The following is a 7,346-nucleotide window of genomic DNA, read 5'->3' on the forward strand; positions in this document are numbered from 1 at the left end:
ATCTGCTACTGCTCTAATTACATCCGTAATTTCTGCTCCGCGCACCGTCTTGAGCAGAAAAGCTTTTGCGCCCGCTTCGAGGGATTCGGCTACGGCGTCGTCGTCATCAAAAGAAGTGAGCACAATGCACTGTGTATGCGGAGAATATTCACGCAACTGCTCGATAATATCTAGCCCGGTTCCATCCGGCAAGCGTAAATCAATCAGGGCTACTTCCGGCTGCATAAGCTCCGCCCGGCGCAAAGCTTCACTTACGGTACCGGCTTCTGCCACCACATTTAACCCTTCAGAGCGGTCTATGACTTCCGCTATTCCGCGTCTTACCACTTCGTGGTCATCGATAATCATCACATTAATCAATTTACTTTTCATAGATTTCTCCTCTCAGCTTGGCCTCTGGCATTGCGGGCAGTAGTACGAAGATCGTCCGGAAATTTTTTCTCTTACTAAAAGTGTGCCACATCGCGCACAAGGCTGCCCAGCGCGGCCATAAGCCTGCAAAGAACGCGAAAAATAACCGGATTCGCCATTTACGTGCACATAGAGCGCGTCAAAAGAAGTGCCGCCAGCTGCTATCGCCGCGCGCATCACTTCTTGTGCCTGTTGATAAAGCATAATTATTTTCGCCGCCGGGAGCTTATCAACTGCCGTACCCGCATATATCTGCGCAGCATAGAGAGCTTCATCGGCATAGATATTGCCAATCCCCGAGATACAATTCTGCTCTAGAAGCAGCGATTTTATCGAAATTTTCCGGTTTTTTACCCGCTCTACACAAGCGGAAATATCTACTGCCGGGTCTAGTGCGTCGCGGGCAATATGAGCCGCGCTGCGGGGAATATAAGCTAAATCTGTGCCGCATCCTCCCACTTTCTCATCAAGCGTAGGAATTAAAGTATCGGGAAGTAAATAACCAAAAGTGCGCTGATCAATGAAATCAAGGCGCGTGCCATCTTCTAGGTGCAGAGTGGCACGCCGATGCGGGCTGTGCGCACTATTTATCCGAAATTGCCCCGACATTCCGAGATGAGCCACTAAAGCTCTCTTTTCGAGCTGGTTTTCTTCCTCAAGTACAAACCAGAGAAATTTTCCGCGCCGCGCCACCTCTTTTATGCGTTTTCCCACTAATTCTTGCAGGCCAGCAGCAGATTTCCGCGCTACGCGCTCATGAAATTCTTCCGTTCGCACAATTTTTTTGTTGAGCACATGCGAAAGCAATCCGCGGCGAATCGTTTCCACTTCTGGCAACTCTGGCATTTTACTTAGCTGCTTCCCGCTGGCGTGCCTGCCACTGCCGAGCAGCTTCCCGCAACGGAGTGAGTATCTCTACTCCTTGCTCCGCAAGTAGAGCATCGTTTCGCGAATTCCCTAAGGGCTCTCCGGCCAGAAAATGCGCATAAGCATCCCGGCAAGCCGTCAATTTAGCTGCCTTTTGCGATGTTTCCTGTCCTTTTCCCCACTCTAATCCTTGCAAGAGCACATAGGCCGTGTAGCGTTTGGCATGATCTGGGCCGCTCGCTTCGATTCGATAGCTCACTTCTTCGCTAATTCCCAATTCGCGAATTAATTCATCGACGGCGGTGCGCCAATCGAGTGCCGGCCCCATTTCCCGCGCCTGCGCAATCTGCGCCGCGAGATGTTTTTCCACTACCGCGCGGGTGGCGTCTATTCCGTGTGTCTTATAGGTAGCGGCAATTAGCGCTTCTACTGTATCGGAGAGCAGCGAATCTTTTTCCCGACCGCCGCTTTTTTCTTCTCCCTTTCCCAGGCGCATATAAGCACCTAAATCGAGACTACGCGCAATCTCAGCTAAAGCTTTTTCCGATACACTGGCCGATTTTATTTTCGACATATCCCCTTCTGAGCTCTGCGGATAGTCAGAAAAAATCCGATCTGCAGCGATGAAACCCAGTATCGAATCTCCGAGAAATTCCAGCCGTTCGTTGTGCTCAGTTTCATTCTCATACGCCCAAGAACGATGCGTAAGAGCGATCTCCAGCAGCTGCGGATCAATATCTGCTCCCCATTTTTTCAAAAGCAGAGCGTGATCAGAATTATGCATTATCTTCAGAATCCGTTTCTTTCGCCTCTTCTGCTTGCAGTTGCGCACGTAGCTCCTCAAGAACTGCAAAACGCGGATCTAGTACTTCGTGGTGGTGCGAATCAGGCAAATCGTCCCATTTCTCTCCGCAGCCAGAGCAAAGCCCCGGGCAATCTCTTCTACACAGCGGGCGGAGTGGCAAAGCGAGTACCACCACATCGCGCAGTAGCGGCTCTAAATCTACTTGCCCATCTTGAATTGCCGGGAAATCTTGCGCTTCATTATCTCCTTCGGCCAGGAGCCGCGCAATTTCTTCTGGAGTAAAGATTACTTCGGAGACTCGTTCGTCGAGGAAAATCTGCAAAGAATCTAGGCAGCGAGCACATTTACCGCGCGCCTCCGCCTTTATGCTTCCCTGTACTAGCACGCCTTCTGATATGAGCTGCAGCTGTAAATCAATTTCTAACGGGGTGCCAGCGGGAATTTCTACTAATTCCAGAGAAATCGCCTCCGAAATAGGCAGAGTTTTTTGATAAGGGAAAATGCCGCCCGCAGCCGCCGCGATATCGGCTACATAAACTATAAAAGGTGAATTATTCTGCATCTTCTTCAGCCTGAGCTCCTTGCTCCCGCTCCGCCAGCATTTCTTGACCGGCCGCGATTTGCGCTTGTATCTGCGCGAGGTATTCTTGTACGCCTTGTAACTGCTCGGCAAGAGCGCTGAGAGTATCGGCAGAATACTTATCCGCGCCGCGCTTTATTTTCGCTGCGCGCGATTTTGCTTCATCTATTATCTTCGTGCTCTGCGATTTTGCACTCACGGTGATGGAATCCTGAGCCACTAGGCGCGAAGCCTGCTCCCGCGCTTCTGCCACTATCTCTTGCGCCTTTTTCTTGGCGTGCGCAGTGACGCGGTTAGCTGCCTCCTGCGCCTCATCCGAAACCCGCTCTACATCTTGCAGTACCGAATCTGCTTCCACTATCTGCGCCGGCACAATAGCGCGAGCAGTCTCTAAAAGATCGAGCATTTCCTCTTTATTGACTAATACTGAGGCAGAAAGAGGCATCGATTTTGCCTCATCTACCAGAGTGGTAACTTCTTCTAATACTTCTAATAGCGAAGCTCCGGATTCAGATTTTTCTACTTCTGGATTATTTTCCTGCATTTTTCCTGACTTTCTCTTTCAGTGCACTGGCTACGGCGCCTGGCACCAGATCATCGATTTTCCCGCCATAAAAAGCGATATCTTTTACAAAAGAAGAAGCGATATGAGCTAGATTAGGATCTCCAATAATAAATACCGTTTCTATGCCCGATAGATGCCGATTCAATAGCGACATCGCCTGCTCTCCATCGTAATCTGCCGCTCCTCGTAACCCTTTCACTATAGCGGCTGCCTGATGTGCTTTTGCGAAATCAGCAATCAGACCTTCCACTATCTCTACTCGTACCCGCTGCAGCGGAGCCATTACTTCCTGTGCCATCTTTAACCGCTCATCAGCGCTGAAAAGATATTTCTTTTGCGAATTTCGGGCTACTGCCACGATTACTTCGTCAAACATACCAAGCGCGCGCTCTACTACGTCAATATGGCCGTAGGTGATGGGATCGTAAGATCCTGGACATACCGCAATACTCATATATTTAGCATACTTGGATTTTCCCCGCGCACGGCACTCCACACCCGGGTATCTCCCCATTTTCTACAATCGTCGAGAAAAATTCCGGCCGGCCAGCCCGGTTCAGGCGATTTTTTGCTTCTTTCTACCAGAATCATTCCATCTTCCGCCAAATGCATAGCGCACAGCTCTAAATCAGCAGTTAGCTGGGATTCTTCTAAAGCGTAGGGTGGATCGAGCATAATTAAATCAAACTTAGGTAGATCTTCCTGCTGTAAATAACTCTGTACTTTCTGGGCGACTATCTCCACGTGAAGATCGCAAGAACGGCGATTTTCTTTTATTATTTGCACAGCAGCCGGGGCTGCTTCTACACATATGACGCGCGCGGCTCCCCTGGAAAGCGCTTCCAGCCCGAGCGCTCCCGAGCCCGAATAGAGATCTAGTATGCAGCATCCTTGGATATAGCCATAGTGCTCTAGCCGCGAAAAAATACCTTCCCGAGCACGCTCCGAAGTGGGGCGAGTACCTGCTTTCGGCACTTTTAGCTTTCTGCCTTTAGCTCTACCGGATACGATGCGCGTCATTTCAGCTCTTTTCCAAATAATCCACTTCGGCAGCTTGCTCTGCCTCCGCCACTAAGCGCCATAACTCTGGGCAGCTTTCAGCACTTTCAATACTTTCAATACTTTCAGTACTTTCTGCCTCCACCAGCTGCAGAGCAGTTTCTTTTGCTGTCGCTATAATATCGATATCGTGCAGTGCACTCAAAAAACGCAGCGCGGTCTGCTTCCCCGATTGCCGCGCGCCCAACACATTACCTTCTGCGCGCAGTTCTAAATCTTTTTCTGCCAGTTGGAACCCATCTCGCGTAGCCGCAAAAGCAGTTAAACGGGCAAATGCAAAAGTGCCCGGCGGAGATTGGTGCAGAGCTATACAGAGAGAATCTTTTTTTCCCCGCCCAATTCGCCCGCGCAGCTGATGAAGTTGGGAAAGGCCAAATCTTTCCGCGTCCATAATCACCATCATGGTCGCTTCGGGTACATCAATCCCCACCTCCACCACCGTGGTACAAACTAAAAGCGGAGTACGCCCGGCGGCAAAATCAGCCATGGCGACATCTTTTTCTTCACTACTCAGTTGCCCGTGCAATATCCCTAAATTAGAAGTGGCGAAACCCGGGCGTGCTTGCAGCATTTGGTAGACGTCTTCCACCGTGTGCAATGGTTTTTCCGAGTTTTCCGTAAAGGCCGGTAGCAAGGTACCGTCTTGCGAATCAGTACTCGACGGCGTGTCTGCTTCCCCTGCTTCCGTTACTCCAGTAAAAAGCTCTCCTTCCGTAGTCACTTCTTCCGCATATGCGGAAATACGCGGGCAAACTACGTATACTCTTCCTCCCGCTGCAATTTCCTCTTGCGCCCGCTCCCATACTCGTTCGGCTAAAGCATTATCCCAATAAGGCACCAAGAAAGTGCCTATTTCGGGGCGGCCGGCCGGTAAATCGGGAAGCGTCGATATTTCTAAATCACCAAAAGTGGTCATAGCGATAGTGCGTGGAATCGGCGTAGCCGTCATTACCAGCATATGCACTCCAGCTGCCAATTTTGCTCGTTGATTTACGCCAAAGCGATGCTGCTCATCTATCACTAATAGAGCTAAATCGGGAATCTGTACCCGCTCTTGTAAAAGTGCATGGGTACCCACTATTAACTGCGCCTGCCCGCTGGCGATTCTCCCTAAAGCAGCCCGTTTTTCCTTCATACTCAGAGAACTGCTCAGCACCTCGATACGTAACTCTCTCTCCCAGTCGGCGCGTTTTTCTCCATCCCAAGGGCGATAACGAGCAGAAGCCAAATCTCCAAGCAGCCGATACAGGCTAGTGGCGTGCTGGTAGGCCAACACTTCAGTGGGAGCCAATAATACTGCCTGCTTACCGTTGTCTATTGCCTGCAGCATTGCCCGCAGCGCTACTACCGTTTTTCCTGATCCCACATCGCCTTGTAGAAGCCGGCGCATAGGAGTAGCGGAGTGCATATCCGCCGCAATTTCTGCTCCCGCCTGCTCCTGCCCCGGCGTAAGCGCAAAAGGCAGTTCCGAAAGTAATTTCGCGGCTAACCCCTCGGAGCGCAGCGGACATTCCGGAGCTGCCTGCCGCCGTGCTTGCAATTTTCGCCGCGCCAAGACGGTTTGCAGTATCAGCGCTTCTTCATGCTTCATACGCTGGCGCGCAGCCGCTAAAGTGTTTTCCGAATCGGGGCAATGCAATTGCTTTAAAGCTGTATAACGATCTGGCAATTCATGCTGCCGCCGATAAGTTTCTGGAAGCGGATCTGGAAACTGCTGCGGATTAAAAAGGGGCCAAATCGTTTGCACGGCTTTCTCTATTTTCCAAGAAGGCACTTTTGCAGTGGCGTGGTAAATAGGAATTGGCTGGTCAAAATGGGCAGCAGCCGCATCTTCGCTATCTTTCAATACTTGATATTCGGGGTGATTTAACTGTAGAGCACCCCGATAAGTGGAAATAGTGCCAGAGAAGACGGCGCGCGCTCCCACTGGCAATTGCGTTAAGTGAAAATTCAGAGGGCGCGAATTTTTCGCAAAGAAAGTCAGGCCGAGATCGTGTGCACCGTCGCTAATTACCATGCGTAAAATAAAGCCGCGGCGGGCCCGCATAGGGCGTATATTAGCTTCTACCACTTTTGCCACTACGGTGACGTCCTCCCCCTCCCGCACTGCCTCAATTGGTAGAAGCTCTCCGCGTTTTGCGAAGCGGAAAGGCACGTGGAAAAGCAAATCTTCGGCCGTATATAGCTGCAATTTTTCCAATGCTTTTGCCGAGCGCCTCCCGATGAGCCTTTCCAGAGGAGTGGAAAGCAATGTGTATTCTTCTGCTGGCAGAGCTGGGGCAGTCACTCCCGCAGGCGCAAGTTTTTTCTGGCTTTCCATACTCTCCAGCATACCCTCTCTCCGCAAAGTGCCCTATCCCACTGCTATCGCCTTGGATTCAGAGCAGTTTTTAAGTTATGATTCTTTAGTTGCAATTCTTATATGGGCCTGTGCCCAAACGATGGAGGAGATAATCGTGGCTGCTGTTTGTGAAGTATGCGGTAAAGGTCCGCGTTTTGGCAAGAGCGTCTCGCATTCCCACGTGCGCACCAATCGTCGTTGGAATCCGAATATTCAGCGGGTTCGCGCATTAGTAGATGGCACTCCTAAGCGGCTGAACGTCTGCACCTCTTGCCTAAAAGCAGGTAAGGTTACGCGCAATATCTAGCAGAAATACTTAATAACCACAAAGAGAAGGTCTCGCAGAGGCCTTCTTTTTATTTCTCTACCCACTTAAAAGTTCTGTCCATTGGAAAGTTATGTCTATTGGAAAGTTTTGCTGGTTTGAGTTTCGCTTGTGCTTTGGGCGCACAAGGAGATACATATCCCATTTTTTATTTTCTTCCGCTCTTAACGCTCTCCTACCAATAAACTGAACAGATATAGGTATTTTGGGTGGAGATTATCCCAATTTCCCCCCGCCTATACCGCAATTGTATATATCAATTGGAGAGAAAAATGACGGGAAAATCTAGAAGCACGCATTTGAAGCGGCGCTTAACAAGTCCACAAGTTGCTATGATTGCGCTTTCCGGCGCACTGGGGACCGGACTCTTTTTGGGTTCCGGATCTACTATCT

The 7,346-nt window shown here is 50.3% G+C and carries 9 protein-coding genes; 1 reads left to right on the plus strand and 8 read right to left on the minus strand.

From position 1 onward, the window contains the following. The 8 genes from Q0X35_RS05365 to Q0X35_RS05400 all read right to left on the minus strand — a co-directional run. Positions 1-372 (minus strand): response regulator transcription factor (locus Q0X35_RS05365; RefSeq protein WP_297566300.1); only part of this gene is annotated, 372 nt, incomplete at its 3' end. A gap of 12 nt (positions 373-384) precedes the next feature. After that, positions 385-1,257, minus strand: coding sequence for a bifunctional DNA-formamidopyrimidine glycosylase/DNA-(apurinic or apyrimidinic site) lyase (mutM, locus tag Q0X35_RS05370; protein WP_297566301.1), 873 nt, complete (start codon positions 1,255-1,257; stop codon positions 385-387). A 1-nt stretch (position 1,258) separates the two neighbouring features. Continuing rightward, entirely contained in the window at positions 1,259-2,062 is an 804-nt protein-coding gene (rnc, locus tag Q0X35_RS05375) for a ribonuclease III (protein ID WP_297566302.1), read from the minus strand. Beyond that, positions 2,055-2,645: a DUF177 domain-containing protein gene (locus tag Q0X35_RS05380; RefSeq protein ID WP_297566303.1), complete on the minus strand. Its 591-nt coding sequence runs from the start codon at positions 2,643-2,645 to the stop codon at positions 2,055-2,057. Before Q0X35_RS05380 ends, rnc begins: the two co-directional genes overlap by 8 nt. Beyond that, positions 2,635-3,207 (minus strand): hypothetical protein, encoded by a 573-nt coding sequence (locus Q0X35_RS05385; RefSeq protein WP_297566304.1) that lies wholly within the window; start codon positions 3,205-3,207, stop codon positions 2,635-2,637. The genes Q0X35_RS05380 and Q0X35_RS05385 overlap by 11 nt, the downstream gene beginning before the upstream one ends. Beyond that, the gene (gene coaD, locus Q0X35_RS05390) at positions 3,194-3,682 is read right to left on the minus strand and encodes a pantetheine-phosphate adenylyltransferase (protein ID WP_297566305.1); all 489 of its coding nucleotides are present in this window, start codon (positions 3,680-3,682) and stop codon (positions 3,194-3,196) included. The genes Q0X35_RS05385 and coaD overlap by 14 nt, the downstream gene beginning before the upstream one ends. Continuing rightward, positions 3,679-4,248, minus strand: a complete 570-nt coding sequence (gene rsmD / locus Q0X35_RS05395) for a 16S rRNA (guanine(966)-N(2))-methyltransferase RsmD (protein WP_297566306.1) — start codon at positions 4,246-4,248, stop codon at positions 3,679-3,681. The genes coaD and rsmD overlap by 4 nt, the downstream gene beginning before the upstream one ends. A 1-nt stretch (position 4,249) precedes the next feature. Continuing rightward, complete coding sequence (locus Q0X35_RS05400) at positions 4,250-6,607, minus strand: ATP-dependent DNA helicase RecG (RefSeq protein WP_297566307.1); 2,358 nt, start codon at positions 6,605-6,607, stop codon at positions 4,250-4,252. Between the two features lie 136 nt (positions 6,608-6,743). On the opposite strand from Q0X35_RS05400, the gene rpmB reads away from it, so the two are divergent. Next, positions 6,744-6,935 carry a 50S ribosomal protein L28 gene (gene rpmB / locus Q0X35_RS05405; RefSeq protein ID WP_073997009.1) on the plus strand — a complete coding sequence of 64 codons (192 nt, stop codon included), beginning with the start codon at positions 6,744-6,746 and terminating at the stop codon, positions 6,933-6,935. Positions 6,936-7,346: the final 411 nt, after the last annotated feature.

Source organism: uncultured Arcanobacterium sp. (genome assembly GCF_947253055.1).
Taxonomy (GTDB): Bacteria; Actinomycetota; Actinomycetes; order Actinomycetales; family Actinomycetaceae; genus Arcanobacterium_A.